Source organism: Pseudoalteromonas issachenkonii (genome assembly GCF_002310795.1).
Taxonomy (GTDB): Bacteria; Pseudomonadota; Gammaproteobacteria; order Enterobacterales; family Alteromonadaceae; genus Pseudoalteromonas; species Pseudoalteromonas tetraodonis.
In genome coordinates, this window is sequence record NZ_CP011030.1 from 683,505 (window position 1) to 701,327 (window position 17,823).

Consider the following 17,823-nt stretch of genomic DNA (forward strand, 5'->3'; position numbering starts at 1 on the left):
AGAGGATGGATGGTATTTTAAACCTCTGGCATGCCACAGGCATTGCTAACTTTACATTTCCTGGGCTGATCATGATTGCCGTTGGTTGTTTGTTATTATTTTTAGCTATAGTTAAAAACTTTGAGCCGCTACTATTACTGCCCATTGGTTTTGGGGCTATTTTAACTAATATTCCTGTGGCGGGCTTATCTGACCCTGGTGGCTTACTTTATTATGTTTACTATGTAGGTATTGATACCGGAATTTTTCCGTTATTAATATTTATGGGAGTGGGCGCGCTCACTGACTTTAGTGCCTTAATTGCAAATCCGCGTATGTTGTTATTAGGTGCTGCGGCGCAGTTTGGTATTTTTGCTACCTTATTTGGGGCTATTTTACTTAACTTTATTCCAGGGTTTGAGTTTAGTTTACAAGATGCGTCAGCAATTGCCATTATTGGTGGCGCTGATGGGCCAACCGCTATCTTTTTAGCGTCAAAGCTGGCACCTGATTTATTAGGTGCTATAGCAGTGGCTGCGTACTCGTACATGGCGTTGGTTCCTATTATTCAGCCGCCTATCATGCGTGCGTTTACAACGCCTGAAGAACGTAAAATTCAAATGCCAGAACTGCGTAAAGTATCAAAAAAGGAAAAAATTATTTTTCCGCTGATGGTACTCACTTTAACTGCGCTCTTTTTACCAGCCGCCATTCCACTGGTTGGTATGTTTTGTTTAGGTAACTTAATGCGTGAGTCGGGTGTGGTCGATAGGCTAAGTAACAGTGCTCAAAACGAAATTATTAATATAACCACCATATTTCTAGGACTAGCGGTAGGCTCTAAGCTTGCTGCCGAGCAGTTCTTAACAGTGGAAACCATTGGTATTTTAGTGCTGGGCGCAATGGCGTTTGCTATTGGTACGGCCTCAGGTGTATTTATGGCAAAAGGCTTAAATAAAATTTCAAAAACCCCAATTAATCCATTAATTGGTGCAGCGGGTGTATCGGCTGTTCCTATGGCGGCTCGTGTAGTTAATAAAGTCGGTCTTGAAAATAACCCGCACAACTTTTTACTGATGCATGCCATGGGGCCTAATGTAGCTGGCGTACTGGGAAGTGCTGTTGCTGCAGGTATTTTATTAGCACTTGTTGGCTAGTAATATTTAATCCAACCATTAGCGCAGTTTACTGCGCTTTTTTTTGCCTAAAATTTAATGTTTTAGATTAAGCGGTTTCTTGTATAGGGTTTTTTGTTTAAAGTAATCACTCTTCATTTTTTAAAAGGGCTGTCAAATGTTACACACTCCGCTGGCAAAATATTTACCCAAGGTTAGTAAGCTTGTATTTGGTTGTATGGGTTTAGGAGGTGCTTGGAATAAAGACGCCATCAACAGTGGGCACTTAAAGCAAGCTCATTCATGTATAGACGCAGCATTTGAAAGCGGGATTAACTTTTTTGATCACGCTGATATTTATACCTTAGGCAAAGCTGAGCACGTTTTTGGTAAAGCGTTGGCTGAACGTCCTGAGCTCAGAGAACAAATGTATATTCAGTCTAAGTGTGGTATTCGCTTTGCTGATGAGAAAAACCCGCAGCGTTATGATTTTTCTGCTGATTGGATTGAGCGTTCTGTTGAGGGCTCACTTAAACGATTAAATACCGACTACTTAGATGTGCTAATGTTGCATCGCCCCGATCCATTAATGGAGGTGGAGGAAGTTGCGCAAATATTTAGCTGTTTAAAAGAAAGTGGCAAAGTGCGTCATTTTGCAGTTTCTAATATGTCTCAACATCAAATAAGGTTTTTGCAGCGCGCTTTAGATATGCCAATTGTGGCAAATCAAATAGAGGCCAGTTTACAAAAACATCAGTGGGTTGATGAGGGCATTTATGTAGGTAATGCCGATGGTAAAGATATTAACTTTACCCCAGGGTGTGTTGAGTATTGTCGTGAGCATGACATTCAAATTCAGAGTTGGGGCAGTTTGTGCCAAGGTTTATACTCAGGCGGTGACCTATCAAAAGCGTCACAAGCGGATGTAAACACGAGTATTTTAGTTAGTAAGCTTGCCGTTTTATATGGCACAAGTGCAGAAGCTATTGTATTGGCATGGCTACTTCGCCATCCTGCATCGATTCAGCCAATTATAGGCACAACTAATGTAGATCGTATTAAGGCATCGAGTGATGCAATTAATATTAACTTAAGTCGAGAGCATTGGTATGAGTTATATATTAGCGCGAAAGGCTGCGCTTTGCCGTAAGTTAATACCCGTTTCAATATTATTTAAACGAATTGGTATAATACAAAGGTGTTGATATGAATATATTTGTCATTTTAATTAGCTTAGTGATTGCTTTGGTGATCATTATTCCTTTGCTAGAAAAGTACCAAAGTAAAATGGGGCTAGAGGGTGCTACCAAATACAGCAAGTATATTTGGCCATTAGTCATGATATCTTTGGTTGTGCAGCTAATTTATGTACTTGTAAATTAAGTTTGAAACTTAAATATCACACACAAAAAAGCCTTTGCGGGTAACCCCAACAAAGGCTTTTTTTATTTAATCAGTGAAGTGGTTATCTAAGTGCTAGTTGTAGCTCACGATTACGCTCTAGTTGTGCGATAAAGTTATCAGCAATAGGCTTAAATTTAGCAAGCTCTGAACGAGGTAATGGTTCAGACTTAGGTAGTTTTACGGTTTTAGGGTTACGGTGAACGCCGTTAACCAAAAACTCATAATGTAAATGCGCACCGGTTACACGACCAGTTGAGCCAACAGTACCTATTTTTTCTCCCTGTTTTACCTTTTGCCCCGTTCTGACTAAGCGCTTGTTAAGGTGTAAGTACTTAGTAACATATTGAGTACCATGGCTAATAAATACGTAATTACCATTATATTTGCTATAGCCTGCTTTAATTACTTTACCATTACCCGATGATACAACTGGCGTGCCTGTGCGTGCAGCGTAATCAATGCCGCGATGTGCTTTCACTTGTCCTGTAACAGGGTGTAGGCGGCGAGGGTTAAAGCTTGAACTAATATATTTGAAATTAACAGGCGCACGCAAAAAGGCTTTTTTCATACTACGGCCTTCAGGGGTGTAAAAGTTACCGTCTGTGTGACGAATAGCGGTGTAACGCTCACCTTGGTTTATAAATTCAGCAGCAATAATTTTACCGGTGCCAATAAACTCACCGTCAACAAAATGAGACTCATAAATTAAGCCAAATTCATCACCCTTGCGAATGTCGTTAGCAAAATCGACATCCCAACCAAATATATCGGCAAAGTTCATGATTTGGCGTTCACTTAAACCTGCTGCAATTGCAGAGGTCCAAAAGCTACTTGAAATTTCCCCACCGGCTGTTTTGCTCAGTGTTTCTATTTCTTTGCTGTCAATTGAGGTGTCGTATTGGCCTTCGTCATTAAGTGTGACGAATAGCGTATCCGTTTTAGAAATAACGTAGCGTAATTGAGCTAATGAACCGTCTTCGGCGGTAGCAAAGCTTAACGTTTCACCTGGGTGAATTTTAGTTAGCTTACGTGTTTCAGCGTTGGTGTTTACAAGTTTATGCAGCGTTTGCGCAGAAAAACCGGCACGCTTAAAAATAATTGCTAAGTTGTCACCATTTTTAACTTGGTGATCGACAAAATCATATTCTGGAAGTTTTTGTGCTGCCTGCTCTGAATTTAGGTCTGTGAGTTTTTCGTTCTCACCTACTTTAATTTGTAATTCATAGCGCTTACCAATTTCTAGTGTGTTTTCACTATTGTCTTTGGATGCAGTGGCTTTTTCAGAAGGAAGAAAGGCTAAGGCAACAATAGCAGAAACCAAACCTAGAATAAGCATTTTGTGTTTTTTGGGGAGCGTGTTAACCACGTGAACCATAACGTGCCTTTTTCTGCTGTCAAGATAATAAATAGGTTATATTGCAGGATATAACGAATAATCTGTGAATACTAGTATTTTGTAGATTTAAACTCGAGTTAAATTAGGCTAAAATCATAGGGTATTCAGGCTGTTTGTGTTTAAAGTTGAACTGTTACACTATTTTATATTCTTGGATACTTTGCTTTTTCATCATAATGTTAAATTAGCTTATAAAACGGTTTAATTACGAGAAGTGATTAATTTGTAAACTGTTTTTAGTTTGTGATAAACACTTTTGGCGTATTATTAATCGCTCGTTTATATCCCCTTTTAGAACGTACACCCTGCATTTTAGTTGGTGCTGCGATTAGTTAAAAAAGTTGTTCTAATTAGGTGGAAATTTGTTATGTTAGCTAAATAGTTTTATTTGCTTTGTGATAACGCGCTAGCAATAAACCGTGAGCATATTACACCCCTTCGTTGTCAGAATTTTTTGGAGTAACACACAGTGGATTTACAAACCGCTCTAGCAGAGATAAAACGCGGTGCAGAAGAGATATTAATTGAAGATGAGTTGGTTGAAAAATTAAAGTCGGGGAAAAAGCTAAAAATTAAAGCTGGTTTTGATCCTACGGCTCCAGATTTACACCTAGGTCACACTGTACTCATTAATAAAATGAAAACCTTTCAAGATTTAGGTCATGAGGTTATTTTTTTAATTGGTGATTTTACCGGTATGATTGGTGATCCAACGGGCAAAAATGTGACCCGTAAACCACTTACACGTGATGACGTGCTTGCCAACGCCGAAACCTATAAAGAGCAGGTGTTCAAAATTTTAGACCCGGCTAAAACAACCGTCGCTTTTAACTCTACATGGATGGAGAAATTAGGCGCTGCGGGGATGATAAAATTAGCCGCGCGTCAAACTGTGGCGCGTATGCTTGAGCGTGATGATTTTAAAAAGCGCTATGCTGGCGGTCAATCGATTGCGATTCATGAGTTTTTGTATCCACTGGTGCAAGGCTGGGATTCAGTCGCATTAGAGTCAGATGTTGAGCTAGGCGGCACCGATCAGCGTTTTAACCTATTAATGGGTCGTGAGCTGCAAAAAGATGAAGGTCAAAAACCACAAACAGTATTAATGATGCCTTTACTTGAGGGAACTGACGGCGTTCAGAAAATGTCGAAGTCACTCGGTAATTATATTGGTATTACTGATACACCTTCAGATATGTTCGGTAAAATCATGTCAATTAGTGACGTACTCATGTGGCGTTACTACGATTTGCTAAGTAGCCTTTCTATTGAGCAAATTGCAGCGCAAAAACAGCGTGTAGAGCAGGGCACTAACCCGCGCGATATTAAAATTGAATTAGCTAAAGAGCTAATTGCGCGTTTTCACAGTGAAGCTGATGCGCAAGCTGCTCATGATGACTTCATCCAGCGTTTTCAGAAAAAAGCCTTGCCAGATGAAATCCCTGAGCTGACAGTTAATATTGATGATGAGTCAATTTTAATCGCTAACTTACTTAAAGAAGCGGGCTTAGTGGCGAGTACCTCAGAGGCCATGAGGATGATCAAACAAGGTGCTGTAAAGCTTAACGGCGAGGACAAAATTACAGATACCAAATTGGAAATTGTAAAAGGCACAACGGCTATTTACCAAGTAGGTAAACGCAAATTTGCAAATATCACCGTAGCTTAAAACTGCGGACATTATAAAAACCAGCTACGGCTGGTTTTTTTATGCGAACTTAAAAACGAGAACAGCCTTAATAATTTCAACGCTAATAATAATCAGAAGCCAAAAAAAGCGAGTTTGGTTAAGTGTATTGAGTAGTTGTGGTACGTCATCGGCGTTGGGAAGACGCTCTACACCGACACGCATTTTATTAAAACGCTGTGTATTATAAATAGCAGGCCCACCAAGTTGAACCCCCAAAGATGCAGAACATACACTAAGTAACCAGCCTGTATTGGTTTGATAAAAGTGTCGGCCATAATGCTTAATATAATGCATGCTTTTTTTACTGGCCTTTAGTGAGGCAATTGTCAGCGCGAGTAAACGTATGGGAATGTACTCAACAATAAAAAGAACCAGTTTAAGCGGCATCAAAAAAGAGCTGTTAGGGGCTATATCACTTCGCCACGCCTGTTGAATTAGAGTGATTAAACGATAGGCGAGAGCGGCGACGGGGCCCAATACTAAAAATATGAAAATTACCACAAAGTAATGACGCGCCGTTCTAAGTATGACACTTTCCATAATGGCTTTAATGATCCCGGGGCTTGAAAGTGCATTAACTTCACGGGCTACTAGTGGCTTTAATAATTCGCGTGCTGTCGATTTTTGATTTTTTTTGACTAGCCTAGCTATGCGTATCGCTTTTTTATTCAGGCTACTGTTTTCTAGGCATAAATATAAAATAAGACCTGATAACAGCTCGGGGTAAAAGGCAAGCTGAAGCAGTAAAACTACAATAATAAGCACAGTACTAAGTATAAGCGTACTTGCCATTGAGGCTGCTAAATAATGATATTGCTTGGTGTCTGTTTTTTTATAAATACGCTGGCTTATAGCGCTAAAAATAGCAGAGAGTATGTGGTTAGGGTGATACCAACTTACTAAAGGTAAAAAGCGCTCAGCAAGGAGCGCACAAATAAATACAATAAAGTCCAAATGATTTTGAACAATATTATTGAGCATTTACAGCGTAACCGCCGTTAATTTCTCAAGTAAAGCTACGACCATTTTTGATGAATTTATAGAGGCTGTTTCTAAGTATTCTTCAAATGATTGCGGCGACTCTTTGCCTGCAATATCAGACATTGAGCGAATAACAACAAATGGTGTATTAAGTGCAAAACACGTTTGCGCAATTGATGCACCTTCCATCTCTACTGCTAGCATTGTAGGGAAGTCACTGCGTGCTTTTTCAATACGAACAGGGTCGCACATAAACGAGTCGCCAGTGCAAATTAAACCAACAAGGGTTTTTACTTCACTAATTTGTGCAATTGTTTGCTCGGCTGCTTCTACAAGTTTAGGGTGAGCAGTAAAACCTGCTGGCATTTGTGGTACTTGGCCAATTTCGTAACCAAACGCTGTTACATCAACATCGTGATGACGTACTTCAGATGAAATTACTACATCGCCAACGTTTAGTGATGGGTCGAATCCACCGGCAGAGCCAGTGTTAATAACACAATCTGGATTGAAGTTATCGATAAGTAATGTGGTTGCGATTGTCGAAGCGACTTTACCAATACCTGATTGCACTAAAGTGACGGTATTGCCTGCAAGCTCGCCTGTGTAAAAAGTAAAACCAGCCTTGGTTAAAACTTGTGGATTTTGCATCGCCTCGCGCAAAATTTTAACTTCTGGCTCCATTGCGCCAATAATACCAACATTCATAGTGTTAAATTCCTGAGTTTGAATACGATGATTATACTGCAAAAAATAACGTGGGGTAAAACAAACAAAAATGCGAGCTTAAAAAGCCCGCACTTTATAAACTTATTGATTATATTTCAGCAAGGGCTGTTGATTGTGCCTTTGCTTGAGAAGGAGACAGTACCGCCGGTTTATGAACTCTAGCACGCGTAGGTCGTGAAGGTTTAGATGCCGCTGGCTTACCTAATTTAAACATAATTGCATCGCGTACTTCGCTTGGGCGGTAGCCTGCCTTCACTTTCATACGAATATGTGGAATACCTGCGGCTTCCAATGCGCCATTAACAAACCAGTCGCGCTGTGCTTTGTGGCCATCTTTATTGGCGTTATTAACTAAGTCAACCGCAGCCACTATGGTCATTTTTTCTTTATCTACTAAAACAAAGTCGAGCTGCTTATTTTTTGCTTTAGTCATTGCCGCACGTTTAGATTTGACAGACAGGCCTTGTTTACAGTCAATCACATCGATTAGTTTAACGCGACTAACAATTTTATATTGATCGCCAACAGCGCGCTCTAATAAATTCAGAAACGCTCCTTCTACTTGGGTAAATACACTTTGCTTACGAGTAAAAGGATAAGGGTTTCCGCCGTCATCATTAAATTTTGACGCAACGACAGATGCCCCAACAACTAGCACTAATATTAATAATAAAGCGAATTCCATACGGTAACTCCATAACAACAAATTGACACTGCTTTTCTAAAGCAATTTATGTGCCTAAATAGTTGTTATGGTTGTTTTATTAACGAATGGGGATGAGCACTATTATGCTTTATAACCGCCTTCAATACCTTTTACGGCAATCGCAACTGCATCATGAGCATGTAAAGACTCATAATGGTTAATTTGCAGGAAGTAATCGCTAAACTCTTTTGACTCTAACGTCGTTTTAATTTTTCGTGCTGCGTCTTCACAAAACATTAAATTTTGACCGTTTAAGCGAGCAAACTCTTGTTCGTCTTCACGTTTTACCGCAGCTTGTACTGGTGTTTTTAGCTCACCTTCTAGTAAGTTTATTAAGTTAACCACATCAAACTGTTTAATGTTATTTGCTAATTTAACTTTAACATTAGCAATTGAACGCTGTGAATGCGGGGTTGCTACAATGCCTTGAGTTGTTCCAAGCCACTCTAAAACTTCTGATTGAGTGAGTGTTTCTTGAGAAAACTTTTCGCTGAATGCGTTTTGAATTAATTGGCGAGCCAGTGCTGCAGAGCAGGGGCAAGTTGATGAATAAGTCACATCAACGCTGAGCTCAAAACTAATAACGCCTTGATTTATAGTGCTGGTAAGTACAATGGGATAGCTTTTCCAACCTGCTTTACCACTAAGTAATGACTTACGGCGTAGCGGCAATTCAAATTTAAATTCAATGTGTGCTTTATCACTTAAGCCTTCATGACTGGTGATAAAGGTATCTAAGGCTTGTGCTAAGGTTTGTGGATTGACCTGTTGCTCAGTTGAGAGGTGATCCAACGCTAAAAATAGTCGCGACATATGAATGCCTTTAGCATCTTCTTTGTGTAAATTAACAAAGGCGCGTGCTTTTGCATTAACGGTAACTGGAGCTAAATCAAGAGATTCAAAAATAAAAGGCAGCTCTATATCGCCCATACCTACCCAGTCTAATTTACCTGTTTGTAATGCGGCAGCCGTGTTAGCAATATCTGGCATAGTTTTTTGCATGATACGTTACTCGTTATTTGCAATATTTAAAACGCCGCATTTTACACTAAATAAAGATTTGCTGAAATGCAGCAAATAACACCAAACATGAAATTTTATTGTTTTTGTCGCACAACATGAAAATAGCTGATAGAAAATGCTAAAATTAGCCTTTAACCTTGAAAGGTCAACAGACCCTAAGCATTTAGCTAAGAGAAAAACTGATATATGACTGATTCTTCTTTGAACCCGTGGGTTCGAGTTCTTTCCAGTTCAATAACTCGTTTTGGTGAGTTTAAAACTGCTGCTATTTGCTATGCATTATTACTAACAATATCGCTGGTTTTATCAAGTATGTTTTATTACGTTGCCATAGGCGAAGTAAACTTGGTTGATATACTCGCCGTGGTATTTTTTACCTCGGTTGTTTCTCCTTTAGTTATCAGCATATTATTAAACTCTATTCGGCAACTTGATGCCTCTTATGCTTATTTAGATAGTGCCACAAAACAAGAGAAGCTTTTAAATCAAACCCTCAAAGACAATATTAACCGCTTAAATATTGAAATTGACGAACGTAAAATGGCTTTTCATGCCAAACACCGAGCAATAGAAGAGCTTAGGCGTGAAATTGCAGAGCGTAAAAAAACACAACAAGAACTCGCACAGCAAGGCATGTTACTGCGCTCAATAGTAGACTCCTCGCCGGATTTATTTTATTACCGCGATAACAACGGGGTGTTTGCCGGTTGTAATAAAATGTTTGAAGAGGTAATGGGCAAAACCAGTGGCGAACTTATTGGTAAAGCCGCAGAAGAAATATTCCCAAGCCACTTTTTATCAGAAGTACTCAGAACCGATGAGCAGGTTGAGCGTACGCACCAAGGTTTAACTATAGATGTGGAGTACTCAGTAAACGGTGAAATTAGGTGGTTTGAATTGCGTAAACTTCCCTTTATTAATGAACAAGGGGATTACATTGGTTTACTTGCGTTTGGCCGTGATATAACCAGTCGTAAAGAAGCTGCGCAGGCACTGGAAACAGCTTATAAAGATAAAGGGAAATTTATTGCCACATTAAGCCATGAGTTACGCACACCGCTTAATGGTATTGTGGGCTTAACGCGCATGCTACTGGATACCGAATTAAACAAACAGCAACGCAGTTGGTGTAATACCGTGTTTTCAAGCGCCGAAACGCTAGGTAACATATTCAACGATATTATAGATTTAGATAAAATTGACCGTGAGCAGTTAGATATTGCCGCCAACGAAATTAATGTTTCGGACTTTATCAACGATGTAGTTAACTTTGCAGGCCTTATTGCTGAGCAAAAAGAGCTTTCGTTTGAAGTGAAGCGTTCTGGCATGCTTGACATATATGCTTTGCTTGACCCGACTCGTTTACGCCAAGTGGTGTGGAACTTAATTAATAACGCCGTTAAGTTTACTCAACAAGGGAGCGTAATCTTAGATTGTGCCAGAGAAAACCGTGAAGATGGCCCTTGGCTTATTATTAAAATACTCGATACCGGTGAAGGTATTCCACAAGAGCAACTAACACGCATTTTTGACATGTACTATAAAGCGCCAGATCTTAAAGGCACCAATGCCATAGGTTCAGGTATTGGCTTAGCTGTCACCAAAGCGTTAGTAAGCGCAATGAAAGGCACAATAACGGTTAATAGTACCCCAGGAGAGGGCAGCTGCTTTACGGTACAAATTCCGCTGAATTTATGTAGTGCACCTACCGAACATAGTTATGTTGGCCGTAGCTTATATATTTTATTAGTGGAGGATGTGCCACTTAATGCTGAAATTGCTACTAACCTACTAGAGCAACGTGGACACGAAGTGCTGTGGGCTGAAACGGGGGAAGATGCTTTATCGTTTGTCGAAACTGAAGATGACTTAGATTTAGTATTACTTGATATGCAGTTGCCTGATATTAATGGTGACGAAGTAGCAAGACAAATTCGCGCTCAAAGTCATTTTGATCAGCTACCAATAGTGGCATTAACGGCCAATGTTCGCAGTGCTGAAGAAGAGCTTGAGGGTATATCTATTCAAGGCGCACTAGCTAAACCAATAAACACAAGCAAGTTAGATAATATGCTCGCTGAACTCTTTGGCATTAAGCAAGCGCTAACCGAGGCTCCTCAACGAGTGGTCAATCAAGCGTTATTAAATCAAATTAATACTGACTTGTTGGATGTTGAAACCATTGAAGACTTTGTAAATTCGATGGGCGTTGAAGTATTTAAACGCAGTAGCCAGTTGTTCGCAAAGCTAAATCCGCAGTACCAACAAGAGCTATTAGCTTCGTTAAACGCTGCTGATAGAGAAGAGTACAAATCGGTTGCGCACAAATTAAAAGGTGCCGCTGGTTCGGTGGGTCTTAATGATGTTCAGTTGCATGCAAAGCAAATGGAGCATGGGGCGCTGGAGCAAAGTGACGAAGTGTTAGCTGTGTGGCTTGAGGAGTTAACAGATAAAATAAATGAAGGACAACAGGCCCTTCATTTATTTTTACAGCAATTAGAGTAATAACTAATTAGCTGTCGATTTTACCAATGAAACGGTAACCTTCACCATGGATGGTGCTGATTAACTCAGATGTTGAGTTGTCGCTTTCAAAGTGTTTGCGGATACGACGAATTGTTACGTCAACCGTACGGTCGTTAGCGCGAAGCTCTCGGCCAGTCATGTGTTTAATTAGTTGCTCACGGCTAAATATACGACCCGGAGAGTCAAGCATTAAACGCAGTGCTCTGTATTCGCCTTTAGGTAGACGTTTCGCGTCTCCGTTTGGAGAAGTAAGGCAACGACTGTTTTCGTCAAGTTCCCAACCGTTAAAGGTGATCACGCCATTTGTTTCAATAGCAGACTCTTCACCACCTAATGCAGTACGCGTAATTAAGTTACGAGCACGAATAGTTAATTCACGCGGGTTGAAAGGCTTAGTAATATAGTCATCAGCACCAATTTCAAGACCTAAAATACGGTCTACATCGTTGTCACGGCCTGTTAAGAAAATAAGACCAACTTTGCGTTTTTGGCGTAATTCGCGAGCTAAAATAAGCCCGTTTTTACCTGGCAGGTTGATGTCCATAACTACAAGATTGACGTCATCGTTATTTGTAAGCTTATCATGCATATCATCGCCATCAATGGCTTCAATAACTTTGTAACCTTCGGCTTCAAATAAACTAACGAGGTTTAGTCTAGTTACGTCTTCATCCTCTACGATCAGAATGACTGGCGTTTGCATTTTTAATTAACCTTTTTGGAGTGTGTTTTATTTTAAAATCGGTGTGATCATCAAAACCGACTACTAGAATTATAGGATTATATCTAAATGTTAACAAGTAAAAACAAATTAGATAAAAACAGCTGCGCGCCCAAACCTACTTTGACGTATTATTAAAAACCGCGGCTTAATTGATACTTAACGTTGGATGTATAATTTGAATTATAAAGTCGAAGCCATTTCCCTTTAATAATTGATACATCCATCAACCACCTAAAGATACTTAAAATAATCAGACTAATTCAAAACGAAATTATATCACTTTACAATTTTTCATCAATGTATGTGATATGTTAAACACAATTAAGTTCATTAATTGTGTGAAAATACAGCATTAATGGTACAACTGTTCAATGAGTGCTGTCTTAGTATGGTCATAAAGTCGTAATTCAAGAGCAGGCAACGGATTTATTTCACTTTTTAAAATAGCGTAATAATAAATCGTGCTCCTGATTGATACTCAGTATCTAACACAATCTCTCCAGCCAAAGCCTGGGTCACTAAGTTGTAAACTAAATGCATGCCTAATCCACTGGCTCCTTGACCGCGTTTTGAAGTAACAAAGGGGTCAAAAATTTTCGCTCTTATGTTGCTCTCTACACCTAGGCCGTTGTCGGTGTAGGTAATTTGTGTTTTTGTGTTTGTTGCCACAATATCAATTTGCACTACATTGTCACCGCCAGCTACAAATCCGTGTAGTAGGGAGTTTAAAATTAGTTGATGGAAAACTTGCTGCAGTGGCCCTTTTTTACTTTCAACGGTTAAATCTGCTGGACAATTTATAAGAACTTTAGGATTTTTTATTCTTAACTCTTGCCCCATAGACAATAATGTATCGTTTATGAGCTGCTGTAAGTGAACTGTGCTAGTGATTTCATCATCTTTAATCACGGCCACTTTTTTAAAGTTAGAAATAAGCTCTGCGACACGGTTTAAACTACTGTAGATGAGGTCTAAGTTTTCAATGCCATCGTTAGTAAATTGCTCAAATTGACTGGCAGTCAATGACTTATTTTGAAAGTTAATTTGTAGCTCCGCGAGTTTATCCCTTAGTAAAGTAGAACCGGTGATCCCAAGCCCTATAGGGGTATTTACCTCATGAGCTACACCTGCCACCATTTGCCCTAATGAAGCCATTTTTTTGTTTTCAACAATTTGAGTTTGGTATTGGTGCATCTTTTCAAGTGTAGATAGCAACTCTTTATTTGCTTCTCTGAGCGCGATGGTTCGTTGGCTTACTTTTTCTTCAAGATTTGAGTTTAGTAGCTTAATTTCTTTTTTATCTTCTTCGTGGCGCTCTATTTGTCTTTGTGTTCGCGCCAGCATTACATTTAAGCTGTTAGAAAGCCGGGTTATTTCAGTTAAGTTTGTTAAAGGCGCCCGGGCGTAGTAGTTATGATTTTTAGCTATGTTTTGCAGTAACAAGCTTAAGTTTTCTATTGGGCTGGCTATCCTTTTTTGTAGCCTTAAAATAATCAAAGAGATGAAGATAAGTATTAAAGCGATAATGGCAATATCAATTATAATTTTTTTAGTGATAAGCTTATTTAAGTTATCCAAGCTGCCCCTAATATACACATAACCCAGTAACTGATCATTATTGAGTATTGGAGTAATGTACTCAATAAACTCATCACCTACTTGGGGTTCTATAAAGTCGTTAATACTGTCTGTTTTGATTGGTACAGGTGGCGATTTTCGGGCATTAAAACTGGTAAAAAATACTGGTTTATTTGTTTGCTCATCTAGCGCATAAATATGTAAGTTTGTAACCGATGATACTTGTTGAAGAAGCTTTAACCGCCTTTCTTCTGCAGGTCTATTTTTATTTAGTAATGACGGCATTGCATCAAAGGCAATGATCTCTGACACCAGCACAAGTTTACTAATGAGCTGCTTTTTTTGCTCTTGTGTACTTAAGTAAGTAGAAATAGAAAGAGATAATAGCAAACAGATGGCTGTTATAAGCATGATGGTTTTAAACAATATGCTACGAATGCTATTTTGCTCTACAGTTTTAGGCATTGCGAGAGGGTCATCCGTGTCAATTGTGAATGTAATAAATACTAGTTTAGCAAAAACAGGAAAAAGTGAAGCAAAAAGATTAGCTTAATTACACTATTTATTCTTAGTTAATCTACGTAATAAAGTAAATATGCGGCTAATATACCGCATATTTATGTTTTGATAGGGGATTAATAATAAGTTTTAGCTACTGTATACAGCAAACTTATTATTCTTAAACACCGTTTGATAACTATCAAATTGGGCTTCTAAAATAGGTGGATATTTTAAAAAGCTATTAGCAACAATAGTGAGCTTACCTGTTTTAGTTAGGTGCTGTTTGGCATTATTTAAAAACGATTCGGCCACTGTGTAGTCGGTCGCAATACCGGTATGAAATGGTGGGTTACTAATAATTAAATCAAACTTACCTGCAATGCTGTTTAAACCATCGCTCAGTACGGCTTCACCATTAACGTTATTAAGTTTAAGCGTTTGTGTTGTTGCATAGGCAGCCAGTGCGCTTACATCACTACATGTAAATGTAAGAGCCGGATTTTTTAGCCCTAAAAACGTAGCAATAACCCCCGCGCCACAACCAAAATCAAGAACGTTACCGTGTTTTATATTTGGTGCATTTTCTAATAGCATTTTAGTGCCTGCATCAAGGCCGCCATGGTTAAACACGCCAGGAATACTTACAGCAGTAAACTCAATATCACTTACGTTTACCACAAACTCTTTGTGGTAAGTACTAATATCAAATGTTGAATTCAGGGTTATTTCTGAAAATGAATATAAAACGCAGTGTTTTGCAGAGTCAATTTTATTACTAAACGCCGTTTTATTGGCGAGTTGCTTTTCAATTGATTTTACACCGCTTTTGTTTTCGCCAACGACTAGCAGCTCAGCTTCTTTACTTATCACTGCGCGTATGTTGTCTAATGCCATTAATAGCTCGGGCTTAGACTTGGGGTAATAAAGAATTACTAAATCATATTCACCGGCGTTAATCGTGTGATTAACTTCGACATTTATACCCGATATGTTTTTAGCAAATTCACCATTTGCATGGTTATAGCTAAAAGCCGTTATTTTACTTTGTGGGTTGAGCGTTTTTAGCTCATTTAAAAAGCCATCTTGAACAAAGTTGACCACCAATATTGATTTACCTTTTAGCTCCTCGCTGTTGCGAAGTAATAATAGGCTCGGATTGGTTAATACGCTCATAAATGGCTTTACCTTACTTGATTATTTAATTAACGGTTATTTAGTACGTTCGAACATTAAATCCCATACGCCATGGCCTAAACGATGGCCACGTTGTTCAAACTTAGTCAGCGGACGTAAATCAGGACGAGGTACATAGTCGTTAGTCTCTGATTGGTTTTTGTAACCAGGTGCTGCTTGCATTACTTCAAGCATATGCTCTGCATAGTTTTCCCAATCGGTTGCCATATGAAAAACGCCGCCAATTTTTAATTTAGAACGTAGTTTTTCTGCAAACTCAGTTTGTACAATACGGCGCTTATGGTGACGCTTTTTGTGCCATGGATCAGGGAAGAACAATTGTAAGGTCGATAAGCTTTCATCACTTATACAATCTGCAAGGACTTCAACGGCGTCGTGTTCAAATACACGAAGATTAGTAACGCCTGCTTCGTCGGCATCCATTAAGCACGCGCCAACGCCTGGGCGATGTACTTCTATACCGATAAAGTTCAGATGTGGTGCATTTTTTGCCATTTTAACCAATGACTTGCCCATACCAAAGCCAATTTCTAACACTACATCATTGTCATTGCCAAATACTGCGTTTAAATCGAGCAGGCCGTTTTTATGCTCAAGCCCCATTGTTGGCCAGCATTTTTCGATTGCAGCGGCTTGGCCTTTGGTTAATCGGCCTTCGCGTTTTACAAAACTACGAATAGTGCGGATATACTTACCTTCTTGCTTAGCTTGCTCAAGGTTGTTGTTACTTGATTCACTCATATTATTGGCCTGACAAAACAATGTGTTTAAAAATGGTTGCGTATTATCCCTGACCCGCGCGGGGTTGACAAGCTCTAGGGCGTTATAGCTTGATCTTTTCAACAACTACAATAGACTGAGCCGCCATTAAGCATTAGTAAAAAAGTAAATATGTTGGATTTAAAAAAGCAGCAGTCTGATTGGTTTTCTAACCAAGTAGTTGATTGGTATCATCTCCATGGGCGCAAAACATTGCCATGGCAATTAGCTAAAACACCTTATAAAGTATGGGTGTCTGAGGTGATGCTGCAGCAAACCCAAGTTGTGACTGTTATTCCTTATTTCGAAAAGTTTATGCAAAGCTTTCCCGATATTATTGCTTTAGCAAATGCTGATGAAGATCAGGTTCTGCATCACTGGACTGGTCTAGGTTACTATGCACGCGCGCGCAACTTACATAAAACGGCCAAAATAGTGCGAGACAAATATCAAGGCCAGTTTCCCAGCACACTTGAAGAGGTAATGGATTTACCCGGAATAGGGCGCTCCACTGCCGGTGCTGTTTTATCTTTATCGTTGGGGCAGCATCATCCTATTCTTGATGGTAATGTAAAAAGAGTGCTTGCACGATTTTTCATGGTTGAAGGTTGGTATGGCGTCAAAAAGGTAGAAAATCAGCTGTGGCATTTAAGTGAACAACTTACCCCTAAAAATAATGTGACTGAGTTTAATCAAGCTATGATGGATTTAGGGGCAAGCCTTTGTTCACGAAGTCGTTTTGACTGTGAAGCATGCCCGTTAAAAACACAATGTGGTGCTTTTAATGCGGGTAAGGTTAAAGAGTTTCCACATTCTAAACCTAAAAAAGCAGTGCCTAAAAAAAGTTGTCATCAGTTAATTATTAAACATGACGACAAAGTACTCATGGAAAAGCGCCCAAGTAGCGGTATTTGGGGCGGATTATTTGGATTTTTTGAATTTAATGAGCACAGTGAGCTCGACACTTTTTTAGCACAACAAGGGCTAAAAAATGAGCTTGAGATATTAGCGCCTTTTAGCCATGTGTTCTCACATTTTGAGCTAACCATAAACCCACATGTGCTCAATGTTCAGCAAATCCCTGATGTGGTGAACGACAAGCAATTAATATGGTATCCACTTGATCAATCAATAGAGGTGGGTTTAGCTGCACCGACTAAAAAGTTGGTTAAACAAATGAGCCCAATAGGTTAAACTAGCAGCATTTAGCGTTAGAGAGAATAAATCATGGCACGTACTGTATTTTGTCAAAAGTTACAAAAAGAAGCTGAAGGCCTTGGATTTCAACTTTATCCTGGGGAAATTGGCGAAAAGATTTTTAATAATATATCTAAAGAAGCATGGGGACAGTGGCAGCATAAACAAACGATGCTGATCAACGAAAAGCATTTAAATATGATGGACCCAGAACATCGTACCTTTTTAGAAGAGCAAATGGTTGGCTTTTTATTTGAAGGTAAAGAGGTTGAGATTGAAGGCTATAAGCCAGTAGAAAAATAATCGTTAAAAAAGGGCTAT

At 39.2% G+C, this 17,823-nt stretch carries 16 protein-coding genes; 7 read left to right on the plus strand and 9 right to left on the minus strand.

The genetic code is table 11. The features are described 5' to 3' along the window. Window positions 1–5: 5 nt before the first annotated feature. The 3 genes from PISS_RS03145 to PISS_RS18870 all read left to right on the plus strand — a co-directional run bounded on the left by PISS_RS03145 (window position 6) and on the right by PISS_RS18870 (window position 2,477). A complete protein-coding gene (locus tag PISS_RS03145; protein WP_013464130.1) occupies window positions 6–1,136 on the plus strand; it encodes a sodium ion-translocating decarboxylase subunit beta in 1,131 nt (376 codons plus the stop codon). Between the two features lie 136 nt (window positions 1,137–1,272). Continuing rightward, window positions 1,273–2,244, plus strand: coding sequence for an aldo/keto reductase (locus tag PISS_RS03150; RefSeq protein ID WP_016900618.1), 972 nt, complete (start codon window positions 1,273–1,275; stop codon window positions 2,242–2,244). 56 nt (window positions 2,245–2,300) lie between these two features. After that, the gene (locus PISS_RS18870) at window positions 2,301–2,477 is read left to right on the plus strand and encodes a hypothetical protein (protein ID WP_013464132.1); all 177 of its coding nucleotides are present in this window, start codon (window positions 2,301–2,303) and stop codon (window positions 2,475–2,477) included. 82 nt (window positions 2,478–2,559) lie between these two features. Here PISS_RS18870 and PISS_RS03155 read toward each other — a convergent pair whose 3' ends face one another. Then, window positions 2,560–3,873, minus strand: coding sequence for a peptidoglycan DD-metalloendopeptidase family protein (locus PISS_RS03155; RefSeq protein WP_013464133.1), 1,314 nt, complete (start codon window positions 3,871–3,873; stop codon window positions 2,560–2,562). A 490-nt stretch (window positions 3,874–4,363) separates the two neighbouring features. Between PISS_RS03155 and tyrS the strand changes: the two genes are divergently transcribed. Next, window positions 4,364–5,563: a tyrosine--tRNA ligase gene (tyrS, locus tag PISS_RS03160; RefSeq protein WP_058154210.1), complete on the plus strand. Its 1,200-nt coding sequence runs from the start codon at window positions 4,364–4,366 to the stop codon at window positions 5,561–5,563. A gap of 39 nt (window positions 5,564–5,602) precedes the next feature. On the opposite strand, the gene PISS_RS03165 is transcribed toward tyrS, so the two are convergent. From PISS_RS03165 to folE2, 4 genes are all read right to left on the minus strand, one after another. Continuing rightward, window positions 5,603–6,565, minus strand: a complete 963-nt coding sequence (locus PISS_RS03165; protein ID WP_058154211.1) for a cobalamin biosynthesis protein CobD/CbiB — start codon at window positions 6,563–6,565, stop codon at window positions 5,603–5,605. After that, a complete protein-coding gene (mtnN, locus tag PISS_RS03170) occupies window positions 6,566–7,273 on the minus strand; it encodes a 5'-methylthioadenosine/S-adenosylhomocysteine nucleosidase (protein ID WP_016900621.1) in 708 nt (235 codons plus the stop codon). A 109-nt stretch (window positions 7,274–7,382) separates the two neighbouring features. Next, window positions 7,383–7,979 carry a DUF2726 domain-containing protein gene (locus PISS_RS03175; protein ID WP_058154212.1) on the minus strand — a complete coding sequence of 199 codons (597 nt, stop codon included), beginning with the start codon at window positions 7,977–7,979 and terminating at the stop codon, window positions 7,383–7,385. 102 nt (window positions 7,980–8,081) lie between these two features. After that, entirely contained in the window at window positions 8,082–9,002 is a 921-nt protein-coding gene (folE2, locus tag PISS_RS03180; protein ID WP_058154213.1) for a GTP cyclohydrolase FolE2, read from the minus strand. A 207-nt stretch (window positions 9,003–9,209) separates the two neighbouring features. Here folE2 and arcB point away from each other — a divergent pair, with 207 nt between their 5' ends. Next, window positions 9,210–11,528 (plus strand): aerobic respiration two-component sensor histidine kinase ArcB, encoded by a 2,319-nt coding sequence (arcB, locus tag PISS_RS03185; RefSeq protein WP_058154214.1) that lies wholly within the window; start codon window positions 9,210–9,212, stop codon window positions 11,526–11,528. A gap of 7 nt (window positions 11,529–11,535) precedes the next feature. On the opposite strand, the gene arcA is transcribed toward arcB, so the two are convergent. The 4 genes from arcA to trmB all read right to left on the minus strand — a co-directional run bounded on the left by arcA (window position 11,536) and on the right by trmB (window position 16,287). After that, the gene (arcA, locus tag PISS_RS03190) at window positions 11,536–12,252 is read right to left on the minus strand and encodes a two-component system response regulator ArcA (RefSeq protein ID WP_008110444.1); all 717 of its coding nucleotides are present in this window, start codon (window positions 12,250–12,252) and stop codon (window positions 11,536–11,538) included. 459 nt (window positions 12,253–12,711) lie between these two features. Further along, window positions 12,712–14,316 carry an ATP-binding protein gene (locus PISS_RS03195; protein ID WP_024601260.1) on the minus strand — a complete coding sequence of 535 codons (1,605 nt, stop codon included), beginning with the start codon at window positions 14,314–14,316 and terminating at the stop codon, window positions 12,712–12,714. A gap of 183 nt (window positions 14,317–14,499) precedes the next feature. Continuing rightward, window positions 14,500–15,525, minus strand: coding sequence for a methyltransferase (locus PISS_RS03200; protein WP_058154215.1), 1,026 nt, complete (start codon window positions 15,523–15,525; stop codon window positions 14,500–14,502). 36 nt (window positions 15,526–15,561) lie between these two features. Further along, complete coding sequence (trmB, locus tag PISS_RS03205; protein WP_058154216.1) at window positions 15,562–16,287, minus strand: tRNA (guanosine(46)-N7)-methyltransferase TrmB; 726 nt, start codon at window positions 16,285–16,287, stop codon at window positions 15,562–15,564. Window positions 16,288–16,437: 150 nt separating this feature from the next. On the opposite strand from trmB, the gene mutY reads away from it, so the two are divergent. Continuing rightward, window positions 16,438–17,499, plus strand: coding sequence for an A/G-specific adenine glycosylase (mutY, locus tag PISS_RS03210; RefSeq protein ID WP_058154217.1), 1,062 nt, complete (start codon window positions 16,438–16,440; stop codon window positions 17,497–17,499). A gap of 33 nt (window positions 17,500–17,532) precedes the next feature. After that, on the plus strand, window positions 17,533–17,805 hold the full coding sequence (locus PISS_RS03215) for an oxidative damage protection protein (RefSeq protein WP_013464143.1): 273 nt from the start codon (window positions 17,533–17,535) through the stop codon (window positions 17,803–17,805). Window positions 17,806–17,823 lie beyond the last annotated feature (18 nt).